Below are 25,055 nucleotides of genomic sequence, written 5' to 3' on the forward strand. Positions count from 1 at the left end.
ATCACTATGCTCTCATATCAAGTAGTCCTAAATACGCCTTTCATGACGTATGACCAATACTCTCAGTTCTCTGGAATGCCTAAACGCACCATCATGGATTGGGTAGCCGATGGGCGCTTACCTATTAAAACTAAAGCAAAAGGTAAAGAAACTCCCCTCATCAACATGATCGCCTTAGTGGAAATGGCGACTCGTGAAGCTATGGAAAGGTTGGGGTAGGCCGTCATGCGTTTATCTTCCCTAATTCCAACCAAGGAGTATTGCCCGTTGTGGCTCAATGTTCTTGGTTGGAGCTTCGTTTTCGTCCCGTTTGTCTTCAATTGAGTATTGGTTATGAACGAAATTGACTCAATGTGCGAATTCCGTGGCTCTAAACAAAAGGCATTTAACGAAGCGTGTTGTGCATTTGCGAACTCGGAGAACATGACCAAGTTAGCAAAGGCCGTGGATATGAATGCCACTATGCTGCGCAATAAGCTCAACCCAGAGCAGCCGCACATTCTCACCAGTGTAGAACTTGTGATGATCACCAAGGTGAGTGGCAACTTCACCATTCTTAATAGCCTTTTGCTTGGCCTCGGTGTGGTGACCGCACAAGTCCCCAATGATGCGAGTGAAGAAACCTTCATTAAGCGCGCATTAGAGAACGCGATGCACTCTGGTGACCTGTCTCGTATGGCTTTAGAACATGCAGGACAAGATCGCCTTAGTCGCACTAACAAACACGTCATTATCCAAAAGGCACAAGCGGGTATTAGCAACCTTGTGCTCCTTATCAACGATATAGAAAGCCGCACAAAAGGCGTTTCCCCATTCTTAGCGATGAGTGTGGATTTGGTCGCCAATGGTTCGGCTATTCCCGGCTTAAGTTAGAGGAAAATAGTATGTCAGTTGCAACAGTCGAACATTCACACCTAGATGTACCACCACTAGAAAATCCATGCCCCGATTTGCCTTGTTGGTCTTTGAACCGTGAGCAAAAGGAACGTGGCCTTTCAGCATTACAGCGCACGCGAAGAGAACTTGGCGAACGCCAACTAAAGCCACTTCGTTCAAAGCGTGAAGAGTTACAAACTCAGTTTTCTAAGAGCAATTGCCGCGCTGAACAAATGCGTCTTTCACGTGAAATTAACCGAATTGATGCCAACGCACAGGATGTACTTTCGCGCTGGTCATAACTCAGCTACACCCAAGCAAACCTAACCACTAGGCATTATGCCTACACCTTTTATCCCTCTTTCATTTTAAGAGGGAGGGTTTTTTATATCCAAAATTTGAGGAATTGATGATGAGTAATATTGAAGAACATCTATTTAGTCAGTCTTTTAACCAAATCGCTGAGCGCTTTAATTCAAGCAATCAAGAGCAGCAACACCAAGTTCTTATCCAGCTCGATGCTATCGCGAAGAAGCAAGAACCTATCGCTACTCACCGCCGACAAGAAGAAGTGTTGGCCGATATTAAAGAAGCAATGGAAAGCGATCGAGCTCGTGTGTTCTTTGGTTATTCATTTCCAAGCTGGTACCGCAACGGTTCGATTGAACAAGTTTCACAGCTTCACCATTGGTCGAACTTAGATATGAGTAACCGCCACTTGTTTCTTGAAATGCTTGGCCTCCGTGACTTAGGCCACTTTGATGATGAAGCGTTATATCAATTCGAGCAGTTCTGTTTATCGGCAGTGGGGGCGTGAGCATGAAATTACATGAAGTAAAAACCCAATCAGAGTTTTTTAACGAAGTTCGTTTAGGTCGTAAAACGGCTGAAATTCGAGTTAATGATCGTAACTATCAAGCCAACGATGTGCTGATACAGCATGAAGTAGACAGCGAAGGCCATAAAACGGGGGCTTCCCTGGTTCATGAAATTACGCACGTACTGCAAGGCGGTAAGTTTGGTTTAAGCAAAGAGGTATGCGTTCTTTCTCTTTCAAATTCATCTCATTTAAACAGTGTGATTTTGATGGGGCATTTACGAGATCGTTTAGTTGAAGCTGCCGACTGCATGGAAGCGGGTATTGACGTGGTTCGTGAGGCTGGGCTCACAACCGCAGACCTAAAAAGGCAGATTCAAGACTCACGTTATTTTGCTACAGAGGCAACGACTCTACTTAAAAAGTTAGGGGAGGAGGCAGCATGAGCACTATCTCTGTTTATCAGAAAGACTTGAACCACGCGTTGCGTTCAGAAGGGTTTACTACTCGCAAGATTGAACAGTTCATGCGTGTTTTCAATATCACAGAAACTAGCCAGGGCGATGTGCTGAGCTTGGACTCTACTCGAGCATTACTTGTGAATGTTAACGGTACTGAACAAGGACTCTGCTTGGAAGATTTTATTACCGCTTGGTGGGCGTTTTGGATTGTGGTTTACAACACGGCTTCTGACCGAGGTATCGCAAATCAAGCTTTAGGTGCCGTTCGTGCGCTGTTCTTTGTGTCGGCTTGTAATAAATCCACTTCTCAAACTACTCAAATGCAAATGTGGTGGCGTGATATGGCCGATGAACATGGCTACCCAACTGTGGAGGCTTGTTAATGCTGAGTTATGTAGCAGTTGCCCTGAATAGCGGTGGCGGCGTTGTTCGCCATGACGAAACCAATGAAGTGAAGAACGTGTTGCTGGGTGAATTTGAATCACCAGAGCCTGCAATTGATACGGCTTGCGAGCTGTTCAACTGCCAGCACGTTTTGAACGGGGTGATTATTAAAGGTAACCACACCGGTGGCCACATGGTTATGGATACACAGGAGTTAGCTGCGTTATGAGTGAAGCATTGAAAGTTGCAGCTGAAGCTCCTGATTATATTGAAACCCTTTTAGTAGAGATGCTGCAAGGTGATCATCCAGATAATGAGGTGCTACTGGGTACTTTGTTATCTGGTAATGAGTCTATCCAGGTTCAATTGAAAATTACACGTAATCCTGTTGATTTTATGGATGAGTGTTAGTGACTTACTATCAACCCGTTAAACCATTAAATCGCTTTTGGTTATGCCCTTTACCAGCCATAGATGAAGGGCTTGTTTGCATTCCTGTAGGTTACGAGCCTGTTGATTTAGAACCAGACAACCTTTCAGTTGTTGAGCGCAAGTTATATGAAGTTAACCCCGCAGATCGAGAATGGCTATCTGAACACTTTTCTGGGCTTCCACACTACCTAACTAAGTATTTCGTAAATCGCTATGTTTCTGTTTTTAAGAAGCAAGGCCGCTTTGCGGCGAACACTTTTATTCGCGAAAAAATGGTACCCGCGCATAGGCGTGTTCTGTTGGTGCTAGAGCAATACAAACAACTTCCTACTACTTCTAAGGTTGCTTTGCTGAGTGATGCTGTCGACGACGATAGCAAGCCTCAGCAAAACAACTTTGAACAAGCGAACCAGCAAGCCTGTTTCGAATTCGAACAAGCCGAGAAAAATCGTAAACCTGTTAGAAGCAAAGTCATTGCCGAGTTAGTTGAAGATGAACTTCGAGATATGGCATTTAAAATTGTGTCTATCTTGATTCGCTATCAAACGACACTGACTCAGACAGTTGAATGTGAAACCGAGAACGGTGAGAACATTGCCGCATTAATGGTTTACAAACAGTGCGTTTCTTTGGTGCGTAGCTTTGGAGTAAAAACACCAAGTGATGACAAGAAGATAACGCCTGAAAATATCATGTCGTTTATCTCAAAGTTGAGTTGTGAAAAGTGGTGGTTTAGACGCTTAAAGCGAATTCGCAAAATTATGCGCGAGCACTTAGCTATTGCTATGGGGCAAGTATCGGCAAAGGCATCACCTTATGCTTCATGGGATTGCATTCAAGAACACCAAGTTCAGCAAAAGAAGAGCTGGGACTTTATTCAAGGTCACTTACTTCAAGAGGAAACCACTGGCGAAGAGGTTGAATTGGAAGACATGGTGTTGAAAAGCATGTCGAACCCTGCCATTCGCCGTCATGAATTAATGGTTCGTTGTCGTGGCTGTGAAGATATCGGCAATGAACTTGGCCTACAAGGTTTGTTCTTAACGCTGACAACACCATCGAAATATCATAATAGCTATAAGAAAGGCGGCTTCATTCCACACTGGAACGGCGCGAGCCCACGTGAAGCACAAACCTATTTGAATAAGGTTTGGCAGCGCATTCGTGCCAAGTTAGGTCGTGATGAAATTCGTTGGTTTGGTATCCGTGTTGCTGAGCCACATCATGATGGTACTCCGCACTGGCATTTGCTGATTTGGGTTAAGCCTGAGCATGTGGCCAAGGTGCGGGATGTATTTATTCGCTATGCGGTTGATGAAGATAAAGAAGAGCTTTACCCATTCTTCGATCGCAACGAAAAGCGAGCAGCGAAGAAGCAATCTATTCAAGGCCCATTCAATTATCAGCCTCGTTGTGACTTTGGGTACATCGACCCAGAAAAAGGCACAGCGACAGGCTATATCGCTAAGTATATTTCAAAAAATATTGATGGCTATGCTATGGGTGAAGAGGTTTCGAAAGAGACCGGGCAATCTGTGCAAGCTATGGCCAAAAACGTCAACGCCTGGAAGAGCCGTTGGGGTATTCGTCAATTTCAATTCTTTGGTGGGGCGCCGGTTACCACTTACCGTGAACTGCGCCGCCTAGCTAGCCAAAACAAGAAAGCCTTTATGGAATACGTTTTTAAGCAAGAACGTGAAGAACTGGCCTCTATTTACCTAATGTCGATGTACCGTTTAGTTGGTCCGTTTAAACCGGTTCATGTCATGACAAATGCAGAGCTAGTGGCTGTGATTGCTGAGAACTATGAGGCGAGGGCTGATACTAACCAAGTGAATGTCGCAGGAACAATGAAAGCGGCTGATCACGGTAACTGGCAAGGCTACATCATGGGGCAGGGTGGCCCGTTCGTTAAGCGTGAGGATTTGCTGATCACGAACTCTTATGAAGTGTTGCCGTTTGCTTCTGCGCATGGCGAAGACGTTCGTAAAATAGAAGGTTTTGTTGCTGCAGGTGAGTTGGTTAAGACTCGTCTTAAGACCTGGCAGATAGTAACAAGAACTGAAAAGAGCGATGACGCTGAAGCGGGGGCTTTTGATCTTGCTCTTTCTGGAATCTCTGATTCCTCTCGGAGTTCTGTCAATAACTGTACGCTACCGCAGAAAGTACAGGTCAGCGATCAGCTTAAGCGATTATTAGAACCTTACTCTGTAGGTGGTGGGTTACCGCCAAACATTGATGGTTCAGCCCTAATCGCGCTGCAACAAGGCAGCTCAATTCGAATAGATGATGAAACGAGTATAAGAATCCGTCCTGCGGAGCACCTGCCATGTGGTACGGTTCGCCCAGCCCAGCTTGTTGAAGAGTATCAACCCAAGCCAGATTTAAGCTGGTTAGATGAATTCGAGGTAAAACCGCCTGAACCTCTAACCGGAGAAGATGACGACTATGAATATGAACAGCCTAATTTGTCGTTCTTTCCTGAAACCGCCGAATGGCCGTTGATATGAAGCTCAGATTAGTTATCAGAATGAGGGGTGAATCTCGCTTCATAAAAACACTGTATGAATATTTATAAAAGTACTGTATATTTATCCAGTCTTTTGGTTTGGAGTAGAGCTATGTCATTAAAACAACAGGACATATTTTTACAAGCGATGGAGTTCATTATAGATGCTGTAGCACTCAGCACTGAAGGTGAAAGCAGAGCTGATGTAGGTATTTATTTGATGGGTTTATTGGTTGCAGACCAAAGAGAAGAGTTGAAGCCTGAAAAGTTAGCCGCAATGAAGCAGCTAATTGAGATAGCTAGTTCAGTTGCTCTGGTAAATGGAGAATGACCAATATAGTTTATATAAGAATATGAGCTGAGCTGCACATTTGGTTGAATATTTCATATTTTATTATTTGTTTATCAGACGTTTGATGTAAAAGTAACTGATATCCTATTAATAAATATAAGGTTTTTTACATGGCACTCACGGACTATTTTTCTAATGTAAGCCTAGTGCAAGTTATGTTTTCTGTGATCCCTTTGGTCATATTCAATATTCGAGCGGTATTGAACTTCATAGATGGAATGAAAGAGAAACGGGTGAGTAAACTTACTAATGTAGTTAAGTTTGTGAAGACCAACGACTGTGAAGATAAGTGGCTTCCCAAGTATCTAGAAGACCGAGTCTTAGAACAGCACCTATCACAATTTATGGGGGTCAATGCTGAGTTAGAAAAGCTCACGGCTATGATGAGAGTTCATAGCAACGCAGGGGGCCATTTAGCCTTAAGACACTTAAAAAAAGCTAATTTTTATATTAGATATCGCCATGGGAAGTTAAGAGTTAAAATCGGTATTTTTGATTGGGTCGGGTTTGCTTTCAACACTGTATTTTTTCTATTCATGGTTGCTCTTGCTGTTGCCCTTCTAATTCCTTCTTCTTTAAACGAAGGAAATGATCTTGTCCTCTTGTTGAGTCGGTTGATTGGAGGTTCTTTTGTTTTATTATTCTCAATTATATTGGCGAATAACGCGCTTGATGTTTGGTCGGCTCATCTAGTGAAGAGAGAAATTGCAGAGCAGGCTCATAAGGAAAGTGAGTTATTGGAGGAAGCTTAGAACTTCAACAGCTCTTGCTTAATCATAGCGCGTTGTTCTGGTGCTAGAGCTTTAACCATTTCAAAAGCTAGCTGAGAAGTTGTTTTAGCTGAAGGGCTAAGCGTATGGCTGAAGGTTAGGTTCATTACGAAAGAGTGGCCACATTCGGGGTCACTACAACTACAATATAAGTCGCTATAACCCGCTGAAATACGGTTTGATTTTTGTATGCGGGCTTTCTCGCCACACTCGGGGCAAACTACTCTCATATGACACCATAAACCTATCGAAATGATAAGTTTATGGTACTAAATTTCGATGTGTTTTTATACAGTCAGTAATCATTTTTACAAACTAAACTCCCCAACCTAAAGCTTAGATTTGTCAATATTACATATGCATTAACTAGAGTATTCTCCTATTCTTTATGGGTCATCGCTAGGAGTGAAAATTATGAGGTATCTATTCATTTTAAGTTTGTTCATAAGTACTAACTTATGGGCACAATGTTTCAACTTTCAGGGGCAGCAAGTAGGGGAGTTTTACAATTACAATATAAATGATGTGGCAATTGCGACTAACAATAATATGGGAATGCCGATCATATTGTATAACCCTAACGTCTTGCAATCGATGCCAGGTCCAACTAGAACGTTCTTCAGATATCATGAATGTGCGCACCATGCTCTAGGACATACAGTCAGTGGTCCTAGTATGCAAAATGAACAAAATGCTGATTGCTGGGCAATTAGAACGATGTATCAACATGGGCTCTTAAATCCCCATGTTTTATCTACTATTCAAAATAGTATTGCGCAGTTTGGTAAGGCTGATTGGACACATTTACCTGGTCCCCGAAGAGCCATCAATCTTCAAGCTTGTTTAAATTAGATTCTTTAAACGAAAAAACCGCCAAATGAGGCGGTTTTTTGTATTTATGCGCTTAGGCTAGCGGCCCGTCTGTGGCCAAGTGACTAATCCCCAGTCCGCCAATTGTTTCAGCTACTGAAGCTAGTAATGTTCTTGCTAGTTTTACTACTTTATCCATAATCCTATCCCCCTTACCAAGAGTACGGCTTGGTTCCGATGTCATTAGCAACATGTTTTTGATGAAAAAAACAATCATTAACAAAAGGATGACGGATGGGTCAAAAGTCATTTGTGCAGCTTTCGACACTGCGCCGCTGCCCGCTAGCCTAAGCACACAACATGCATATAGTAACTGTTAGTTGGTTGCTCGGTCAATATACTCACCGAAAGCATGCCCAACCCACGGAAAACGCACTCCTCCTCCCCACCTGAAGCGTTTTCGATCTCATTTTTTCGCAATTCTATTTCAGTGAAATTCTGCCGCCTCAATGGAAGGCTAACAAGCCGCTAGCCCTTTAGGAATAACGGGGTTTACCGCAAGTTAGCTGCGCTCCAAATGGCTCACAGAGCGCCTAATAAAATTGCGAAGAGTGCAAAAAATTGCAAGGAATTGAAATTCTGACGATCAGTGTTGATCTGATTGGTTTTGTTAAGTTGCTGAAATTTAGTGCTTTTTGTGTTTTTGGTCGGTTTTTTAATGATCGTTTATGTTTTGTGACGATCGTTTGGGTTGATTCTCAGCCCTTATGAATAAAGGGCTGAGCGCAAATTGAAGAGAAAAACATAATTGCAAAAAACGTCACGCTAGTTAGGCCGCTACATTGTCTAAATTGAAGGTCAAATGCAGGTGTTCTGGTACTTCTGGGTCGCTGTTCACGGCATCCATGAACATTTCGCAAGCGGGTATCACTTCGTTTTTACAGTAAACGTAATCAAATTTAATCGGGTCACCACGAGTGCCACCGTTTGGAATGATTGCTGCCAGTTCGACAGGGAAGCGATGACCAGTGATCACCTCTTGTGCGGTGACGTTCTTAATTTTCTCGTACTCATCTTTTGTTGCAATGTCGCCGACGGGGATAAGCTGAATCCCTTTCTCATTGCCGTTTGGAATGTTGATGAACATCGAGCGGAAGTTACCCACACCACGGCTTGAAGCCATCTTTTGTTTTAGGTCTTCTTCATCGTCTTTGCTCAAGTTCGGGTCAGTCGCATAGAAGATAAAACCCATGTGCAAACCGTTCTTATAGTACCGGCGGCGGAACGTGGTGGAGTCCTGGCTAAGCAAAGCGGACTGAACACAACCAAGGTAATCCGGTCCACCGTAGACTTGCTGCACTGGGTCGTATTGTTTGATGAATATAACGTCATCTTTCTTGTAACTCTTTTGTTTGTCATCCCGCTCTAGAAAAGCAAAATCACCGTTTTTACGTTTACGTAAATACATCGTAGGGATAGGCCATAGCCCAATGACTTTGCCAAAGTAATTACGCAGCTTAAGCAGGGCAGTGTCACCAAATTCTAAGAAGTCATGGACGGCTGATTGCATTTGCTGCTTCTGCATTCCACCTTGGGTGTAACGGCCCGCAATCATGTTACGGCGAGCCATTAAGATAGAACCGTGATAAGCGTTAGCCCGAGTCAGTTTATTTAAGCCAGCTCTATCGAGTGGCGGTTCCCAGTAGTTTCCGTCTTCGTTGTAGTAAAGCTCGTTGTATTCATAGTTGGTGAAATCACGGTCCATGATTTCTGGCTCACCAAAGCTAAACATCAAGCTTTCATCATTAGCGGATTCTTTCGTGATTATTTCTGTTGTCTGTTCAGTCATTGATTTACATCTGCCAAGTTGATTTACGTTTTTCAGAGTGATCGAGCGGCTCATTAATACAGGCATGGGAAATCGCCCAAAATGCATCGGCATGCCCGGTTAACTCGCTGCGCTCTGCTTTGAAGGTCATGTTGTTGCCGCTATTTGTGATCGCTCGTTTGATGGCCATGAATGCCATAGCGATATCTTTATGTTCTGCATCAAATTGAATGCGGTTGGCTTCGACCACATCTATCATCTTCATCACCAACCGGTTCTTACTCTCATTGCTGTATTGAATGGCTACGGTTTCTCGCGGGTGTTTCTTGTTAATCAAGTCATAGACACCCGCGCCAATACCCGTTGTATCAATACCCAAATAGCTCACGTTATAACGTTCAAATACTTTTGATACTTGCTGCGCCTGGTACTGAAAGTTCAACCCTCGCCAATAGTGTTTTTCAAGTACTCTGAATTTTTCAACGGCAACAATGGGCGGTGCCACGACAACCAAACAAGCGTTGTCTCGAGTTCGGCTTGGGTCGTAGCCTAACCAAACCTCACGGCGATCGAAGGGGTCTTTGTCATTTGGCTTGAAGTCTTGCCACCGGCTAATGTCCACCATGGCTTTTTCAAGGGCTGAGAATTTGAAGACGGAGCTGGCGCCATCAACGAAAATGCACATAAACAGATTATCAAAATCGTCTTTGCTGTATTCGTCGCGCAGTTCATCAATATCAAAAAGCTCACAGCCGCCTGCAGCTGCATCTTCAATCGTGACTATGTAACGCCATTGCTTATCTGGGCAAATTCGGCCGCCGTCTCGATATTCGTCAAAGGTGGGGAACTCAATATTGGTGCGGGTATCACGGCCTCTACGCCATTGGTCACCGGTCCAAAATGTGTAAGCCTGGTGCGTTTTAGCTGAAGGGGTCGAGAAATAGGTTTTACGCCAGTTCTTATGAGTCGCCATGGCTGACGCGAGTTTGTTCAGCTCATCGAATTTCGGGATCCAGAAATACTCATCCACATAAACATGGCCATGATAACTTTGCGCAGTTTTTGAGTTGGTGGATAAGAATCTGAGCTCAGCGCCGTTAGAGAGAATGATCGGGTTACCCGTCAATTCAACACCTAAAAACTCTTCAGCAATCGCAATAATGTAACTTCTGAATACTTCTGCCTGGGCGCGAGAAGCGGATAAGAATATCTGATTATCGCCGGTCAAAATCGCATCTTCTAACGCTTCACCACTGAAATAATAGGTGGCGCCAATCTGACGAGATTTAAGAATATTACGCGTACGTTGGTGCAGGTTGTTACGCATCGTATGCTGATATTCAAAGAGCGATTCATGCCAGGTTGCGAAGTTCTCTTTGGTTAGCTCTGCAATTTTGTTCTTCTTTTTGCTCTTCTTTTTCTGCTTGTCGTCAGACTTATTTGAACGCGAGCTCTTACCGCTAGTTTTAGCTACAGGTTCAGTTTCGTTAGATGAGTGTTTCTCTCCAACTGGCTGAGTTTGAGCATGGAATTTTTTAAGTTGTACGTGGTGCTTGATGAGCCTATCAAGCATATCGAGCTGGCCTTTGGTTGGGTTTTCTAGCTCCAGCAGGGTTTCAATTCTACGCGCTATCGATTCATCAATCGTTTGCTCGCGCAACATATCACGCCATCCAAATTTGTCAGCCCAGTGATAAATGATTCTGGTGCTGTTCAAACCTAGTTCGGAAGCGATTTCATTGGGCGTCCAAGCCTTTAAATAAAGGGAACGGGCCGCGTGTCGTGTTTCAGGAGAATATGCCATGGACCAATCATACGCCGAGGTAACAACCTAAATTGCATAGCAAAATTCGGATGGGTTCGGATACGCCCTGTATCCGAATTGGTCGGAATTGAAGTGGCTGAAACGGGTAAATCAAAGGCGTATTGTGAATGCCAGAAACACCTAACTGACAAATTAATACTAGGTAAAAAACTCAAATGGCAAAAACCAGTGATTGGAAAATTGTAGCAACAGAAGGGCCGACGGTTGATGGTCGTAAGATCACCCGTGAGTGGCTCACTGAAATTGCAGAAAATTACGCCTTGAGTGAATACACCGCTTTGATTTGGCCTGAACACAAACGCTTTGCTGGTTACGGAAGTAACTGGGGCAAAGTGCTTGCCGTAAAAGCTGAAGAAGTGGATGGGAAAATGCGCTTGTTTGCCAAACTTGAACCTAATCAATATTTACTTGAAGCCAATAAGCTTGGGCAGAAGCTGTTTACCTCCATAGAACCCAACCCAGACTATAAAGGGCAAGGAAAGTGCTACCTGATGGGGTTAGCCGTGACCGATTCCCCGGCGTCGTCTGGTGTTTCATTACTTCAGTTTTCGCGACAAGAAGGTCAAACCACAGAGCTGAGTTGCAGCCAACTGGAAGAAATCAGCCTTGATGAGTGTTACTCAAAAACAGACCGATTCTTTGCCTTGTGTAATGCCTTTTTCAATTCTGGTGATGAACAACCAGAGCCACAACCTGATCCTGAACCAGAGGAAGAAGAAGTGACCGAAGAACAATTCAAAGCTGCAATGAAAGAGCAGTTCGGCATTATGAAAGGTGAGCTAAAGGAGGAACTCAAACAAGAGTTTAACCTGCAAACGCAAACGCAAACGCCTAATGAACCCGAAGCCAAACCCGAAGGTGAAATTCAAACGTTCTCTTTGGAGCAGTTCTCTAGTGAATTAGAGAAGCAGCTTGCTCCTGTAGCCGAGCAAGTACAAAACCTTGAAACCCAGTTCGCAAAGCTTAAGCAAGAAGTCCCTGGTCAAAAGCCTGGTGAAGAAGGCAACGGCGGCGAATCAACAGTGGAGGTCGTGTAAATGCTCAATGCAGTATCGACTCAATTTTTAGATGAATATTGCCAAGCCGTAGCAAAAGCGGGCGGTGTTGTAGATGCGTCTAAGCAATTCAACATCACGCCTGTGATGGAAACGAAGCTTCGCCAAGCCATTGTTGAATCTGACTCTTTCTTAAACCGTATTTCGAATATCTCGGTTGACCAAATTAAAGGTCAAGTGATCGATGTGGGTGACAGTGGCTTGCTGACCGGTCGAGTTAAAGACGGTCGTTTCATGGGCTCTCTTGACCAAAGCGGCAATACCTACGAGCTAACCGAAACGGACTCAGGCGCTCATATCAACTGGATTACGATGACAATCTGGGCGAACTCGGGTGGTAAAGGTCAGTGGATGAAGCTGATGAACAACGCCATCACGCGTAATTTCGCCTTAGATAAGCTGCGTATTGGTTTCCACGGCACCTCCATTGCGGGTGAGAGTACGGATCCTAAAGCAAACCCAATGGGTGAAGACGTTAATAAAGGTTGGCTTCAACTCGCAAAAGAGAAAGCACCGGCTCAAGTCTTACCTGCGGTGAAATTGGATTCGACAGGGGCAACCGAGGGTTCATATCGAAACCTCGATTCACTGGTTAACGATCTGATTAACACCACTATCCATGAAGTGCATCAAGGCGACCCTGATTTAGTGGTTTTGATTGGCCGCAACTTGGTGGCCGCAGAGCAGCATCGTTTATTGGAATCGGCAGAAGTACCCACCGAGCACAAAGCCGCGCAGAGCTTGGCTAAGACCGTTGCAGGTAAAACGGTGTATACACCGCCATTTTTCCCGCCGGACATGATTTGGGTAACGAACTTAAGCAACCTGCAAATCCTGACTCAAAAAGGAACGCAGTGGCGTAAGTCTCGTAATGAAGAAGACCGTAAGCGCTTCGAAACGTCATACCTACGTATGGAAGGTTACGCGGTGGGCAATTACCACAAGTTTGCAGCGATTGAAGAAGTCACTGTCATTGTGCCAGCCGCAGGTTAAGGGGAAGACATGGCCAGTCCATTAGCGAAGTTGCGCCAAGAAGCCTTGGCAAAACAGCAAAAGCAATCGACACCTGAGAAACAGTTTGTTGCTAATCCTAACAGCCTTCACCTGCTTTTAGCTGAACTCGAAAGTGATTTGAAGGTGCTAAAAACCTTCAATCGTAAGGATGAAAAGGTGAACCACAAACGTGAAGTTTTGGTCCCTAAATATCGTGAAGCAATCGAAGCTTACCTAGCCGGTGACGAGCAGTTCGATAACCCGTTATTTACTCAGATGGTGATTTGGCTCTTTGATATCGAAGATCTAGAAACCGCCATCAAGTGGTGTGATATCGCTATTGAACGCGGGCTAGATACACCAGAACGATTCAAGCGTGATTTTGCCACCTTCTGTGCGGATGAAGTCTTGGCTTGGTCAGAGCGTATGGCAGACAAAGGTCAATCGATTGAGCCTTACTTCTCCCAGGTATTTGAGAAGGTCACTGACGACTGGAGCATCAACGAAAAGCCAACGGCTAAATGGTTGAAGTTCGCGGGCCTGTACCTACTGCGTAACGATGAAGGTAAGCCTCATGCGGCCTCTGTCGGAGATGTGGCGACGTTACAGAAAGCGCGAACTCATCTTCAAAACGCGCATGAGCAATACAGCGCGATTGGTGTTAGCACCATGATCGATAACATCGACCAACGTATCCGAGCATTAGAGAGTGGCGACAACCTCTAGCTTAAAACAGCTCCTATGCCACCGCGCCTCGACTGACGAGGAAGAGCAAGTGATTCATCACCCTGCTTATTCCGTCGACTCAGTGGCTAGAGGCGCCCTAATTAACTGCAGTAGCAAAAAGGTTGAATCATGAGCTTTGGCGGAAAAATGGATAAAACGAGTGACCAAGCCATACCTGGTGAAGGTTGGCCAAGCTTATCGACCGATGAGTTTCGCCAATTACGCCGTATTCCGCATACGTTTGATAACGACTCTATTGCTGCAGCCATCACGATTGCTGCGCTGAATATTCAAGAGAAGTTAGATCGCTTGTTGGTTGATGGTATTCCGCCATCAATGAGCATCGCCAAAACTACATTGTACAAACGTGCGGTGTATGGCCGAGCTCACTCTGAATTGTTACCCGAGTTTGCGACTCAAGACAGGCGTAAAGAAGGGGACAACGCGGCGATAGATGAGCCACAACAGGCGGCACGTTTCCTAGCTCAAAGTAATAAAGATGTCTCTCAATTGCTCGGGCGCAGTGCTAATGGCATCGATTCGATATGAGCGACACGGTTTACAACAAAACCAAGCTTGAGCATTTAACGGATTACATCGTTAGTCACCTCAATAGCAATGTTCTCGATAACAAGATTGATGCGTGGCAAGAAAACGGATCGATAGTGCCAAGTGGTGAAGACCGTGGGAACGGTGGGTATATCGCCTGTTTCTGGAAATACAACGCGGTGATCTCGGTTGAGGAATTCCCTCACCAATTACTAGACCCACGCTGTTTGTTGGCTCTGATTGCTTGCTGGCTCAGTGACCATGAAGAAGAGCGTAACGAGCAAGAGCTTGAAGACCCGACTTTATCAGTGGATGTGATCAGCAGCGAAGCGGCCGATGTGAGTATTGAACTTGAACTGATGGAGCCGATAGAACTGGTACCTGATGAAGCAGGAATGATCACTTGGCGCGGGACTCGATACCGAGTTCAAGCCGTCGAGATATATACCGCCGAAGAAGCTGAGTTGGTGAATGAAGCCGACAGTTAATGTCAATCAAAGGGATGTGCTCAACCTGCAAGAAAAGCTTGCCATGTTAGCGCTTCCCCCCAGAAAGCGTGTTTGGATATTGAAAACCCTAGGGCGCTGGGAAAAAGCCAAGACTCGAAAGCGCATTCAGCAACAAAAAGACATTCACGGCCAAGCCTTAGCACCGAAGAAACGGAATAAGCGCGGAAAAGTCATGCGACGTATGGCCAAGGGGTTGACCCCCTATGTAAGAAACGCCAATACGCTCGACCTAACTTGGAGCAATCCGTTCACCGCAAAAATTGCAGCCAGGCATCACCTTGGTCAAAAACAAAAAATGACCAAGCGCCAAATGCAAAAGCGGTGGGGAAAACCAAACTATTCTGCGCCTTGCTCTAAAGGGCAAGCGAGAAAACTGAGGGAACTGGGTTACACGGTCCCGCGTAAGAGTGGCAAGGGAAGGAAGAAACCCACACTCAAGTTGTTGATGGCTACCGTAACCCACGGGCAAGCAGGACAAATTATTCGTGAGTTGAGCAATCAACCGAGTGTGTCGACTTGGGATATCCCCTTAAAAGAACGTCAGATATTAGGCAGTAAGGAACGCGAAGTCACCCGCCAACTCATCACCATTTTTGAGCAGGCCAGAAAGCGAAAATAAGCGAGGAAATAACCAATGGCAACCGGAAAGGTAGAGGTTAACAACCTCAATTTAGGGCAAGGCGGGATCCCAGGAATTGAACGCCACCTGCTTTATATCGGGCGTACCGATAAAGCTGAACTGCAAGGCAAAGTCACGCGTGTGAATAACATGACCAACCTAGATGAGGTCGTAGCCGATGACGCTCTGGGCGCTAACCTCAAAGCGGCGCAGCTCAATGGCAAACAGAACTGGACAGGCGCCGTGTTTGGTCTCGCTGAAGGTAAAACGTGGCAGGAAGCGGTTGATATTGCTAATCGCACGGACTCGTTTGAAGGGGTTTGTGTGGTGGACATTGTGACCAGCAAAGCAGATTTTCAAGCGATGCAAAGTAAAGCGACTGAGCTCACCAGCAAGCTTGGCCGTTGGGTGTTCTTCTTAGCGGCGTGTCCTGGCATCGATAAGAGTAAGCAAACTTGGGCGAAATACGAAACCAGTCTATTGGCGTTAGTGAAAGATGTGTCGGCCAATATGGTGACGCCTGTGCCGATGCTCAATGGCAATAACATTGGTGTGTTGGGTGGGCGCTTGTGCGATCGAGCGGTGACTGTCGCCGACAGTCCAATGCGAGTAGCAACGGGCAGCGTGTTGGGGCTTGGTGAAATGCCTATTGATAGCGCAGGTAAACCACTGGAAATGAGCACCATCGCAGTGTTAGCCGATGCGCGTTATTCATTGCCGCAATGGTATGCCGACATGGAAGGGGTGTATTGGACAGACGCGACTACGTTGGAAGCGAAGGGCGGGGACTATCAATATCTAGAATACGTTCGTCCGGTTCACAAACTGAATCGCCGCGTTCGCATCAAAGCGATCCGCCGTATTGCTGACCGCATTCTGAATTCAACGCCACCGAGTATCGAACTTAACCGCACTTACTTCAGCAAAGACATGCGCGATATGTCGAAGACCACGGAGATTGGTGGCATTCCGTTCCCTGGTGAAATCATGTCACCAAGCGATCAAGACGTCACCATCACGTGGCAAAGCAAAACAAAAGTCGTGATTGGTTTGATGGTCACGCCACACAACTGCCCGAAACACATTGTTGTGAACATTGGGCTTGATCTCTCTAACCCTGCAGATACGGAGGCGTAACCATGAGCATGCGTATTTCTGGCAAGAACATGCACTTTTCAATGGGTGACTACAAGCTCACCGCGCAAAAGGTCACGCTGTCGATTGAAGATAATTCTGCCGTCAACAAAACCAATGGTGTGCCTGACGGCTATGTCGATGGTGATGTGGCCGCCAGTGGTGAAATGGAACTGACCACGCAGCAATTTAACCGATTAGGCAAAGCCGCTAAAAGCGCCGGCTCTTGGCGCGGTATGCCGGACTTTGATGCCTTGTTCTACGGCAAAATTGATAAAGACGAATTGAAGATTGAAGCCTTTGGTTGTCGTCTGAAAATCTCAGAATTACTCGATGCGGATTCCAATGGTGGCAGTGCATTAGTCCATAAGTTGCCGTTCGAAGTGACCAGTCCAGATTTTGTGAAAATCAATGGCGTTCCATATTTGCGCCCAGATGAAACCGAAGATTTGGTTCAGTAACGTTTACTCAGTAAGTAGGGATTGAAATGTCTGATGTTATTGACCAAGCCAGTGGCTTTGAAACCCAATTCACAGAAGTGGCGCTTACTAGCCAGTTGGCAAGGGCTAAGCACGTTAACCAACGGGAAAGCGCACAAAAATGCGGTGAGTGCGGCGACCCAATACCAGAAGCTCGCCGCCAACACATACCAGGGTGCCAATATTGCACTCAATGCCAAAGCGAATTGGAGCGAATGAAACGATGAAGCACTATTTGATGAAACGCCGTTACTTTGAGCATGGCACCTATTCGTATCTCTATCGCACTGATGGTTCAAAAGTCTGTTGCATGGTTGAACGACCAATGCTCAACAACAAGCCAAGTGAATCTTGCATTGTTGAAGGCACTTACGACCTTTTGCCGCATCAATCGCCACGCTTTGGCCACTGTTACGCAATAGAAGAGCCAATGTTAGGCGTCACTCGCAGCGGGCCAAGCCTTCGAACTCATGTGCTGATCCATAAGGCCAATAAACCGAGTGATCTGCAGGGGTGTTTAGCACCCGGTGTCGATTTTGGTTTCGTCGGAAATGAATGGGCCGTTGTCAATTCTAGTCACGCTTTCAAAGTGTTGATGGCAGAGCTGAACGGCAAACCAGCCAAACTCACTATCGTTAAGGATTAAATCATGTGGGACAAAATTAAATCACTACTTGGTAGTGCAGCGCCACTTATTGGCACTGTTATCGGTGGCCCTGCAGGGGGCGCGGTTGCGGGAATGGTCGCCAGTGCGCTTGGAGTGGACAGCAGCCCCCAAGCCATTGAACAGGCACTTATCAATAACCCAGAAGCGTTGTTGAAAATTAAACAGCTTGAGTCTGATGAACGGGTAAAGCTTCGTGAATTTGCCTTTCAACATGCTGAACTGGAAAGTCAAGAACGTAAGCTTGCCATAGCCCAACAAGCCTCAACAATGAAAGTCGAAATGGCGAGTCATGATCCATTTGTAAGGCGTTGGCGTCCTACTTGGGGTTACACCTTGTGTTTGAGTTGGGCGCTGATGTTCTTTGGACTGTTTGTTGTGATGATTATTGAGCCAAAAGAAGCGGCCAATGTCGTCAATGCCATTGTCGCGCTGACACCATTGATTTCTGTTGCTCTGGCTGTACTTGGTGTGAATATCCACAAACGTTCCGTAGATAAGCAAATCACTGCGGGGCAAAAGCCGCTTAGCCTAATTGGTGGACTAAAGCAGGCGGTAAAAGGGGGCTAGATGGACCCGACTTGGTTATCTGCGCTGGTCGCCCTTGCTACCTTATTGGTGATGTTGATCGGCGCGTTGATTAGCAAGCTGTTCTCTCTTTCGAAAGAGCTTGCTGATTATAAAACTCATGTGGCGGAGAGCTACGCCACCAAAGAAGAAGTGAAGGATGGTTTTGAGCGACTTGAGCGTCAACTTGAAACCGGACTCACCCGAATTTATGAATCATTGAAGCGAGAAGCAGCATGACAAAATCCATTGTTTTAACCGTTGGCACAACCGACCTTGAATTCAACCCAACACCGGCAGAATACGACGAAGCGCAAAATACCATCCTTTCGGGTGATGCAAGCGCGGCAGCACACAACTTTTTGATGAGCTGTGTGAGTGAAGGTTCAAAAGACGCACTGCGTGAGATGACTAATGAGAACGCAGGTGCGGCAATGCAGATTTATGGTGCGGTTCTTAAAGAGTACACGCCGAAGCTTGTTATCTCCGTAAAAAAATAGATGCGCTTGTCGCGGCCATTGATGGCAGTGACAGGCAAAAGATGTATGCGTGGCGGCGTAAGTGGCTACCCGATGCCCCTGATACTGACCAAAATCTTGCCTATGCGATTTGGTTAGAGAAGAACCATTGGGAAAACATGCAAGCCGTTACCGCAAGTGGGGTGGCCAAAGCCTTTGGCGCCTAACTCTAATCAGCATAAAGAGAGTGGTTGATGTTACCTGAAGCGCTCAGATTTCAAGTTGGATTGATTGACCAGATATCAAAACCTCTGGGCAACATTCAGCGCCAAATATCCGATGTAACGAATACCTACAAGCAAGGTACTCAAACGATGGTTTCTGGCGCAGCTGGCATGGTAGGCGCAGGTTTTGCCCTGCAACAAGCGTTAATGCCAGCCATTGAAATGGATAGAAAGCTCGGTGAAGTCAAATCACTCGGCGTTGCTGATGACCAACTCAAAACCCTTGCTCAAACGGCAATGAAATTCTCTGTGGATTATGGCAAGTCAGCCACGGAGTTTGTGGCCGCTTCTTATGATATCCAATCCGCGATTGCTGGATTAGGAGGTAATGAGCTGTCTGAGTTTACGAGAGCGTCGGGTGTCCTAGCAGCTGCAACGAAAGCGGATACTGGAACCATCACCAATTACGTTGGGACCATGTATGGCATTTTTCAAAACTCGGCCAATGAAATGGGCAAAGCGGATTGGGTGAACACGCTAGGTGGTCAAACGGCCAGAGCTGTGCAGATGTTCAAAACAACAGGCGCTGGTATGTCTTCTGCGTTTACTTCGGTTGGAGCCGCGGCGACCTCTGTTGGTGTCGGCATGACCGAGCAAATGGCAATTCTCGGTACGTTGCAAGCCACGATGAGTGGCAGCGAAGCGGGCACAAAATACCGTTCGTTCCTAGCTGGTACCGCAAAAGCCCAAGAAGCATTGAACATGCAGTTCACGAATGCTCAAGGGCAGATGCTACCTATTGTCGACATTCTTAACCAAATTAAAGGCCGTTACGGCGAAACGATTTCGGTGGCAGAAGCGGCTGAACTGAGCAAAGCATTTGGTACCAAAGAAGCGTCGGCCATGATCCAGCTGCTGATGCAAAACACGGATGGTCTTGCTAACTCTATTTCTGAACTTGGCCAAGTTAAGGGTTTAGATGTCGCCGAACAAATGGCTGGCGCCATGACCGACCAATGGGAACGGCTAGAGCAGGGCGTGTTTGCAGTGCGAACGGCCTTTGGCGCCGCGTTGTTGCCTGCGCTTTTACCTGTGGTTTCCAGTTTGTCCGATGGCGCGATGGAAATCATCGAATGGACACAGATGTTCCCAAATCTCACCAAATACATTGGCTTTGCTGGCGTAGCTCTTTTGGGCTTGGTGGCTGCAGGTGGCCTGTTGAACATGATATCTGGCGCTTTGAAAGTGGCTTGGGCAACGATGACTTTAGGTGTAGGCGTGACCAAAACCGTCACGGTGGCGATGTGGGGATTATCAAAAGGGGTGATGGGCGCTACGTGGGCGTTCTTGAAACTGTCGGTGGCGTTACTGGCTAACCCTATTTTCTTAATTGCTGCCGGTGTTGTGGCCGCCATTGCAGCGGTTGGGGCTCTGATTTATTACTGGGCCGACCTGAAAGCGTCATTTGGTGATACGACTTGGTTTCAAGTGTTAGAGGGCGCAATCGCGCTAATTACGTTGCCATTTAGAACCCTGTTTGAGTTTATCAAAGCAGGTTGGCAATGGGTGATGAGCGGCTTTACCGATACCAGTGGTTTTACGTTTATTGGTCAGATGGTGGATTCGTTAAGCAACGGATTTAAAAGCTTGGTGTTCGGTTGGCAGATGCTGAAAGTAGAAATGGCAGATACTGGGTGGTTTTCCGTGATTTCAGGGGCGTTAGAGCTGCTGACGTTGCCATTTCAAACGCTGTTTCAATTCCTGTCTGCAGGTTGGCAATGGGTGATGAGTGGTTTTACTGATACCAGTGGTTTTATGTTGATTGGTCAGGTGGTGGATTCGTTAAGTAACGGATTTAAAAGCTTGGTCCTTGGTTGGCAAATGCTGAAAGTAGAAATGGCAGATACTGGGTGGTTTTCCGTGATTTTAGGAGCGTTAGAGCTGCTGACGCTACCATTTCAAACGCTGTTTCAATTCCTGTCTGCAGGTTGGCAATGGGTAATGAGTGGTTTTACTGATACCAGTGGCTTTGCCTTCATTGGACAAATGGCCGATTCGATGCGAAATGTCTTTGGCAGTGTCTTTAGTTGGTTTACGGATAAGTTGGCGGGGATTTGGGAAAACCTGAAAGGGCTTGTTGATTGGTTACCAGGCTTTGGCAATGAAAGTGATGATTTAGAAGTGAAATCAAAGTCAGTGCAAAGCGCAGCGCCTCAAGCTCAAGTCCAGCCAGGTGGTGCGGCCAAGAGTATTGCTAGCTACCAAACCAGTTCGACCAATTACGGTGGTGTTGCGATTTATCCCACTTACATGAGTAGCCCACAAGACATGGCGAGCGAACTCGAAATGGCGGCAGGCTAATGGCGGAGTTCTTTTATCAAGACATCCTCATTGAAAGCGGTGATGTGGTCCTCGATGCAGGCCGTAACCCGGTGTTGATTCATGATCGTGCGGTGATTGCTCAAGACATTAAACACGCGATTATTGAAAGTAATGTCGCGATCCATTTGATAGCAGAACGTAGCCCCGCGAAAAAAGCCGACGCGCGCACGCAACTCGAACTTCTGGTCGAAGAAGACGTTCGTCTGGTGCCTGGTACGGTTCGCATCGAAGAAGTGAACGATGGGCAAATTTATATTTTTGCAGAAACGGTGCGCTTTGGCAGCGTAAGCACAGAGGTGAACTTTGACTGATATCCCGAAACCGAACTTTACCGAGCTCGCTGAAAAGGCGGGGTTACCGCTCGAAGCCTCAGAGTGGAAAGCGACACTCAAAGAGGAAGCTCGAAAACAAGGCAGCACCATCGCCAACGACTCTCAGTATTCCCCATTTTGGCGCTTAATTGAAACCATGGTGATTGGTCCAACAGTGTGGCTGGTTAACCGATTTCTGGTTGGGTACGTGTTGCCCAATATGTTCGTTGCGACGGCAAAAGACAAATGGCTCGATTTATGGGCGTGGCAATTCAACGTGAAGCGAAAGCCCTCGACCAAAGCGGCGGGGCAAGTGGTGATACACCGTGCCGCGAAGCAAGGGCCGGCCATTGTTGTACCCAAAGGAACAGTGATACAAACCGACCCCATTAACGGCACAGTTTACCGAGTGATATTAAGCCAGGACACGACACTGCAAGAGCATGAAGCGTCAACGATTGGCAAGGTGGAGGCCGAGCATGAAGGCGCGGCCTTTAATCTAGGCGAAGGGTATTTTCATGTCCTAACCACGGCGGTTCCAGGTATTAGCCGCGCGGTCAATACCGCCGATTGGCTAATCAAAGCGGGCGCCGATGAAGAGAGTGACGACCAATTGAGGGTGCGCATTCGTAATCAATTTAGTGGGGTGGCGAAATGGCACATTGATGCGGCTTACCGTTCATTGCTGATGTTGCGCGCCGGCATCAACAGTGAAAATGTCTACTTCAAGCACAACGCGCCCCGAGGTCCTGGTTCGGCGAATGCGTTTATTCTATTGGATTCTGGGGAGCCATCACCTCAAATGCTGGCGGATTTAAACACGCACATTAACCACGAAGGGAATCACGGCCATGGCGATGATTTAAGAGTGTATGCCATGCCTGGCAATACCATCACCGTGAAGTGTCGAGTGTGGATAGGGCGAATACTGTCGATAGAAGAGAGCGCGCAGCTTGAAACTAATATTGCGCTTTTTATTGGCTCGGCCTTTAGGCAGAACACCGATTATAACGTCACGAAAACCAAGCCTTCTTCGCGGTTTAGTTTTTCGAGATTAGCCCAAGAGCTGCACGGCGAATTCTCCGTATTGGAATCGATTGAATTTGAAAATGCAGATCTAACCAATGGCATGGAAGTACCAAGAATGGGCCATTTGGAGGTCAGTATTGAAACGGCCTAACTTTACGCTCAAGCATTGGATGGGTAAGGGCGAAATCTACAAACTAGGACAAGCTTTGCTTGGGTATTGGTCGCGAGTTCAAGACGTATTGGAGTGGCCGCTTAGACAGCTAGACCCGATGGTCGCCCCTATCGAATTTGTTGATTTGATGGCTTGGCAACGTGACATCGAACGTCTGCCTAAAGAGCCCGAGCATATCTACCGTATTCGAGTGAATTTTGCTTACGCCTTTGCAACCGGTGGCGGCTCAGAGGTGGGCTGGGAAACCATGTTCGATCAGCTGGGTTACCCCCATGTCGAAATCGATGAGCGTTTGAACTATTACCCTTGGGACGTGGTGAGCGTGAAAGTACGAGACAGCGATTTGAATGAAGTCCCTGGCTTGATGGACGCCTTGGTTCGCCAATATGGCAGAACCTGCCGTCGATACAGCTTTGATGTGACAACGGCGGCGTATCCTCATATTTCGGTCACCGAGTTCAGTCACACCCATGAAACGTATAGCGCATCAATAGGATAGGTTATGGCAGTCATTACCATTGCAGGCGAGCAACTTATTGCTCGAAAACAACAAGCAAAACAACCCTTGGTGATCCGTGAGTTTGTGCTGGCGCATGTGCCTAACTTAGATCCACTGATACCGCCACGAAGAGACCAATCGCTTCCGACGAGTCGTCAGATTGTGTTTCGCAGTGCACCGACTCGCAGCGCTTGTGTAAATGGCAATGAGGTCGTCTATTCACTGATTTTAGATAACGCGGTGGGCAACTTTCAATTTAATTGGCTCGGACTGGTCAGCGAAGAAGGGGTGTTGATCTCAGCCAATCACATGGTGGTGCAATCGAAGCGTAAGAACAACGAACGAACCAGTGAAGAAGGCAACAACTTAACGCGCAACTTCTTGCTGAAGTTCTCCGGCGCTCAGGCCATCACCAATATTACAGTGACGCCAGAGACGTGGCAGTTTAACTACGAAGCCAAACTCGATGACATGGACACTTTACTCGCCCAGTTGACTGTCGGGCTCATTGAGACCCAAAAGGATGTTGTTGAGCAAAGCTATGAAAACTTGATGTTGTCAGAAGCCTACCGTGAATTAGGAATGCGCTTGGATGAAATGAATACAGTAGCGATGATTCGTGAGCGTCGGTATGGCGAGCTGAGACTTGAAATGAATCGGAGTCATAAATTATCAGAGCACAGGCGGCTTGATATGGATGTGTCTTTGACCACGGCGTTGTTGAAGTCGCAACAGAATACGGTTGAACAAATGCAAATGCTGATGAAGCTGAACGAAAAAATCAGAGTAATGGAGAAATAACATGAGCAATACCGATGCTTTATTAAAACAGGCCATTAGTGCGTCACTGCAACAAACGCAAGCCAGTCAGACTTTGGCTTCAGAAGTGAATCAAAAAATGGCGGGCATTGATAAATCCGTTTCGGACGCCCAAACAAAGGCGCAAAGTGCTATTGAGAGTACTGCCGACCAATTGGGTTTTATGGCAGTGAATTACAATTCTGATATGAAAGATGTCCTTGTTCAAGAGCAGCCGAACAAACAAGGGGTCATCAACCAAATTCCTCTTGGTTGGGGAGTGAAGCCGGACCTTCTAGACTGTTGCCATTTGGAAATGATTCCAGCGACCTCGGGTTCAGTTCCGGTGGACCGACATGAAGAAGTGAGAGCCTTACTCGATTTTATGGGGATAGGCGCAGACACCAAATACTGGTCTGGTTCCTTCAACATATTAAAAATCAGAGTACTTGATACGTCTTTTATCGAGCGTACGGGTTATGACGCTCATATTGCTGACCAGCACTTAAGACGTGACCCCGCAACTTCCTTTCTGCGTTATGCCAAAGTGATTGGCAAAACCTCGGTGGGTTGGATTGGGGGAGATACGAATGGTGAGTGGGTTCAGCAACGAACTGTCGTAAAAAGCGCCCCTGGTTCCGCAAGGTACACGCATGTTGATCTTGTTTTCAGCGATAAGACCGAAGTCGGTGATGTGGTCATGATCGCGCTGCCGACCGTCGTTCCAGGAATTTGGCCGGAAGGTCGTAAACACACCAGGTTGTATAACCTAAAAGACCATTTCACGAAAACCATTGCGAAAAAACACGCTTAATAAGGGGTT

At 46.4% G+C, this 25,055-nt stretch carries 34 protein-coding genes; 31 read left to right on the top strand and 3 right to left on the bottom strand.

Going from position 1 to position 25,055, the window contains the following annotated elements; all coding sequences use genetic code 11:
• Positions 1-6: 6 nt before the first annotated feature.
• From L8S15_RS14930 to L8S15_RS14980, 11 genes are all read left to right on the top strand, one after another.
• Complete coding sequence (locus L8S15_RS14930; RefSeq protein ID WP_280573885.1) at positions 7-219, top strand: hypothetical protein; 213 nt, start codon at positions 7-9, stop codon at positions 217-219.
• Between the two features lie 114 nt (positions 220-333).
• Positions 334-873, top strand: a complete 540-nt coding sequence (locus tag L8S15_RS14935; RefSeq protein ID WP_102350672.1) for a phage regulatory CII family protein — start codon at positions 334-336, stop codon at positions 871-873.
• A gap of 11 nt (positions 874-884) precedes the next feature.
• Positions 885-1,178 carry a hypothetical protein gene (locus tag L8S15_RS14940; protein ID WP_280573888.1) on the top strand — a complete coding sequence of 98 codons (294 nt, stop codon included), beginning with the start codon at positions 885-887 and terminating at the stop codon, positions 1,176-1,178.
• A gap of 110 nt (positions 1,179-1,288) precedes the next feature.
• Positions 1,289-1,693, top strand: a complete 405-nt coding sequence (locus L8S15_RS14945; RefSeq protein ID WP_280573890.1) for a hypothetical protein — start codon at positions 1,289-1,291, stop codon at positions 1,691-1,693.
• A gap of 2 nt (positions 1,694-1,695) precedes the next feature.
• The gene (locus L8S15_RS14950) at positions 1,696-2,139 is read left to right on the top strand and encodes a DUF3850 domain-containing protein (protein WP_016796857.1); all 444 of its coding nucleotides are present in this window, start codon (positions 1,696-1,698) and stop codon (positions 2,137-2,139) included.
• Positions 2,136-2,537, top strand: coding sequence for a hypothetical protein (locus L8S15_RS14955; RefSeq protein ID WP_280573893.1), 402 nt, complete (start codon positions 2,136-2,138; stop codon positions 2,535-2,537). Before L8S15_RS14950 ends, L8S15_RS14955 begins: the two co-directional genes overlap by 4 nt.
• Positions 2,537-2,767, top strand: a complete 231-nt coding sequence (locus tag L8S15_RS14960; protein ID WP_016788133.1) for a hypothetical protein — start codon at positions 2,537-2,539, stop codon at positions 2,765-2,767. The genes L8S15_RS14955 and L8S15_RS14960 overlap by 1 nt, the downstream gene beginning before the upstream one ends.
• A complete protein-coding gene (locus tag L8S15_RS14965; RefSeq protein ID WP_280573896.1) occupies positions 2,764-2,949 on the top strand; it encodes a hypothetical protein in 186 nt (61 codons plus the stop codon). The genes L8S15_RS14960 and L8S15_RS14965 overlap by 4 nt, the downstream gene beginning before the upstream one ends.
• The gene (locus L8S15_RS14970; protein ID WP_280573898.1) at positions 2,949-5,480 is read left to right on the top strand and encodes a replication endonuclease; all 2,532 of its coding nucleotides are present in this window, start codon (positions 2,949-2,951) and stop codon (positions 5,478-5,480) included. Before L8S15_RS14965 ends, L8S15_RS14970 begins: the two co-directional genes overlap by 1 nt.
• 111 nt (positions 5,481-5,591) lie before the next feature.
• Positions 5,592-5,810 carry a hypothetical protein gene (locus tag L8S15_RS14975; RefSeq protein ID WP_280573901.1) on the top strand — a complete coding sequence of 73 codons (219 nt, stop codon included), beginning with the start codon at positions 5,592-5,594 and terminating at the stop codon, positions 5,808-5,810.
• 131 nt (positions 5,811-5,941) lie between these two features.
• A complete protein-coding gene (locus tag L8S15_RS14980) occupies positions 5,942-6,583 on the top strand; it encodes a hypothetical protein (RefSeq protein WP_135443908.1) in 642 nt (213 codons plus the stop codon).
• Here L8S15_RS14980 and L8S15_RS14985 read toward each other — a convergent pair.
• From L8S15_RS14985 to L8S15_RS14995, 3 genes are all read right to left on the bottom strand, one after another.
• Positions 6,580-6,831, bottom strand: coding sequence for an ogr/Delta-like zinc finger family protein (locus L8S15_RS14985; RefSeq protein WP_135443906.1), 252 nt, complete (start codon positions 6,829-6,831; stop codon positions 6,580-6,582). The two genes, L8S15_RS14980 and L8S15_RS14985, sit on opposite strands and share 4 nt — an antisense overlap.
• Positions 6,832-8,240: 1,409 nt before the next feature.
• On the bottom strand, positions 8,241-9,260 hold the full coding sequence (locus tag L8S15_RS14990) for a phage portal protein (protein WP_280573904.1): 1,020 nt from the start codon (positions 9,258-9,260) through the stop codon (positions 8,241-8,243).
• Between the two features lie 4 nt (positions 9,261-9,264).
• Positions 9,265-11,043 (bottom strand): terminase family protein, encoded by a 1,779-nt coding sequence (locus tag L8S15_RS14995; protein WP_280573906.1) that lies wholly within the window; start codon positions 11,041-11,043, stop codon positions 9,265-9,267.
• 176 nt (positions 11,044-11,219) lie between these two features.
• On the opposite strand from L8S15_RS14995, the gene L8S15_RS15000 reads away from it, so the two are divergent.
• The 20 genes from L8S15_RS15000 to L8S15_RS15095 all read left to right on the top strand — a co-directional run bounded on the left by L8S15_RS15000 (position 11,220) and on the right by L8S15_RS15095 (position 25,046).
• Positions 11,220-12,101, top strand: a complete 882-nt coding sequence (locus tag L8S15_RS15000; protein ID WP_280573908.1) for a GPO family capsid scaffolding protein — start codon at positions 11,220-11,222, stop codon at positions 12,099-12,101.
• On the top strand, positions 12,102-13,112 hold the full coding sequence (locus L8S15_RS15005) for a phage major capsid protein, P2 family (protein ID WP_016796847.1): 1,011 nt from the start codon (positions 12,102-12,104) through the stop codon (positions 13,110-13,112).
• A gap of 9 nt (positions 13,113-13,121) precedes the next feature.
• Complete coding sequence (gene gpM / locus L8S15_RS15010; RefSeq protein ID WP_016788144.1) at positions 13,122-13,838, top strand: phage terminase small subunit; 717 nt, start codon at positions 13,122-13,124, stop codon at positions 13,836-13,838.
• Between the two features lie 129 nt (positions 13,839-13,967).
• Positions 13,968-14,387, top strand: a complete 420-nt coding sequence (locus L8S15_RS15015; protein WP_016788145.1) for a head completion/stabilization protein — start codon at positions 13,968-13,970, stop codon at positions 14,385-14,387.
• Positions 14,384-14,875 carry a phage tail protein gene (locus L8S15_RS15020; protein ID WP_016788146.1) on the top strand — a complete coding sequence of 164 codons (492 nt, stop codon included), beginning with the start codon at positions 14,384-14,386 and terminating at the stop codon, positions 14,873-14,875. Before L8S15_RS15015 ends, L8S15_RS15020 begins: the two co-directional genes overlap by 4 nt.
• Positions 14,859-15,515 carry a virion morphogenesis protein gene (locus tag L8S15_RS15025; protein ID WP_280573913.1) on the top strand — a complete coding sequence of 219 codons (657 nt, stop codon included), beginning with the start codon at positions 14,859-14,861 and terminating at the stop codon, positions 15,513-15,515. Before L8S15_RS15020 ends, L8S15_RS15025 begins: the two co-directional genes overlap by 17 nt.
• 15 nt (positions 15,516-15,530) lie before the next feature.
• Positions 15,531-16,652, top strand: a complete 1,122-nt coding sequence (locus L8S15_RS15030; protein ID WP_280573915.1) for a DUF2586 domain-containing protein — start codon at positions 15,531-15,533, stop codon at positions 16,650-16,652.
• A gap of 2 nt (positions 16,653-16,654) precedes the next feature.
• Positions 16,655-17,110 (top strand): phage protein, encoded by a 456-nt coding sequence (locus L8S15_RS15035; RefSeq protein WP_280573916.1) that lies wholly within the window; start codon positions 16,655-16,657, stop codon positions 17,108-17,110.
• A gap of 26 nt (positions 17,111-17,136) precedes the next feature.
• Positions 17,137-17,355 (top strand): TraR/DksA C4-type zinc finger protein, encoded by a 219-nt coding sequence (locus tag L8S15_RS15040; RefSeq protein WP_280573918.1) that lies wholly within the window; start codon positions 17,137-17,139, stop codon positions 17,353-17,355.
• Entirely contained in the window at positions 17,352-17,774 is a 423-nt protein-coding gene (locus tag L8S15_RS15045) for a DUF5675 family protein (protein WP_280573919.1), read from the top strand. The genes L8S15_RS15040 and L8S15_RS15045 overlap by 4 nt, the downstream gene beginning before the upstream one ends.
• Positions 17,775-17,777: 3 nt before the next feature.
• Positions 17,778-18,362, top strand: a complete 585-nt coding sequence (locus L8S15_RS15050; protein ID WP_280573921.1) for a 3TM-type holin — start codon at positions 17,778-17,780, stop codon at positions 18,360-18,362.
• Positions 18,363-18,599, top strand: a complete 237-nt coding sequence (locus L8S15_RS15055) for a hypothetical protein (RefSeq protein ID WP_016788153.1) — start codon at positions 18,363-18,365, stop codon at positions 18,597-18,599.
• Positions 18,596-18,859, top strand: a complete 264-nt coding sequence (locus L8S15_RS15060; RefSeq protein ID WP_016788154.1) for a putative phage tail assembly chaperone — start codon at positions 18,596-18,598, stop codon at positions 18,857-18,859. The genes L8S15_RS15055 and L8S15_RS15060 overlap by 4 nt, the downstream gene beginning before the upstream one ends.
• Positions 18,860-18,900: 41 nt before the next feature.
• Complete coding sequence (locus L8S15_RS15065) at positions 18,901-19,044, top strand: hypothetical protein (RefSeq protein WP_016788155.1); 144 nt, start codon at positions 18,901-18,903, stop codon at positions 19,042-19,044.
• 27 nt (positions 19,045-19,071) lie between these two features.
• On the top strand, positions 19,072-21,402 hold the full coding sequence (locus L8S15_RS15070) for a phage tail tape measure protein (protein WP_280573923.1): 2,331 nt from the start codon (positions 19,072-19,074) through the stop codon (positions 21,400-21,402).
• Positions 21,402-21,734, top strand: coding sequence for a DUF2590 family protein (locus tag L8S15_RS15075; RefSeq protein ID WP_108092023.1), 333 nt, complete (start codon positions 21,402-21,404; stop codon positions 21,732-21,734). The genes L8S15_RS15070 and L8S15_RS15075 overlap by 1 nt, the downstream gene beginning before the upstream one ends.
• On the top strand, positions 21,727-22,914 hold the full coding sequence (locus tag L8S15_RS15080) for a baseplate J/gp47 family protein (protein WP_017079713.1): 1,188 nt from the start codon (positions 21,727-21,729) through the stop codon (positions 22,912-22,914). Before L8S15_RS15075 ends, L8S15_RS15080 begins: the two co-directional genes overlap by 8 nt.
• Before the next feature lie 19 nt (positions 22,915-22,933).
• Positions 22,934-23,434, top strand: coding sequence for a phage tail protein (locus L8S15_RS15085; RefSeq protein ID WP_102385735.1), 501 nt, complete (start codon positions 22,934-22,936; stop codon positions 23,432-23,434).
• A 3-nt stretch (positions 23,435-23,437) separates the two neighbouring features.
• Entirely contained in the window at positions 23,438-24,235 is a 798-nt protein-coding gene (locus L8S15_RS15090; RefSeq protein WP_280573926.1) for a phage tail protein, read from the top strand.
• 1 nt (position 24,236) lies between these two features.
• Positions 24,237-25,046: a hypothetical protein gene (locus L8S15_RS15095; RefSeq protein WP_280573928.1), complete on the top strand. Its 810-nt coding sequence runs from the start codon at positions 24,237-24,239 to the stop codon at positions 25,044-25,046.
• Positions 25,047-25,055: the final 9 nt, after the last annotated feature.

Source organism: Vibrio sp. S/42/10, assembly GCF_029890535.1.
GTDB classification, from domain to species: domain Bacteria; phylum Pseudomonadota; class Gammaproteobacteria; order Enterobacterales; family Vibrionaceae; genus Vibrio; species Vibrio cyclitrophicus.